Genomic DNA, 395 nt, shown 5'->3' with positions numbered 1-395 from the left:
TATCGTCGGCAGCGTCAGATGTGTATAAGAGACAGGCGTTACGGCCCTGATGCAGCGAGGGAACTACTCGGTCGGAGGACGGCAGACGTCGCAGAACTCGCCCTGGACGCCGTGGCGGACGCGGCACTCCCGACAGGCCCGCCACTCGCAGGTGAGGCACTTCGAGAAGCCCTCGATGTCCTCGAAGTACAGGACGGTGTGGTCCGCGTCGTAGCCGTGCGCCGTCTGCCTGCCAGACGGAGAGCGGTAGCTCACCGCAGCCGCCGAAGCAGGGCCCGCCTGGTCGCCTCGTGCTCCCGGGCAAGCCGCAGCACCTCGCGGAACACCTCGGCCTTGTCGAGGTTGCGCCGCTGGGCCGCGAGCCGCAGTTCGAGGACGAACTGGTCGACCTCCGC

1 protein-coding gene is annotated in these 395 nt (G+C 68.1%); it reads right to left on the bottom strand.

Annotation, left to right across the window (positions count from 1 at the left end; all coding sequences use genetic code 11):
* Positions 1-63 precede the first annotated feature (63 nt).
* On the bottom strand, positions 64-255 hold the full coding sequence (locus tag IH48_RS0132480) for a hypothetical protein (protein WP_030383209.1): 192 nt from the start codon (positions 253-255) through the stop codon (positions 64-66).
* Positions 256-395 lie beyond the last annotated feature (140 nt).

Source organism: Streptomyces sp. NRRL F-5126, assembly GCF_000721265.1.
Taxonomy (GTDB): Bacteria; Actinomycetota; Actinomycetes; order Streptomycetales; family Streptomycetaceae; genus Streptomyces.
This window is presented reverse-complemented; position numbering and strand designations above follow the sequence as displayed.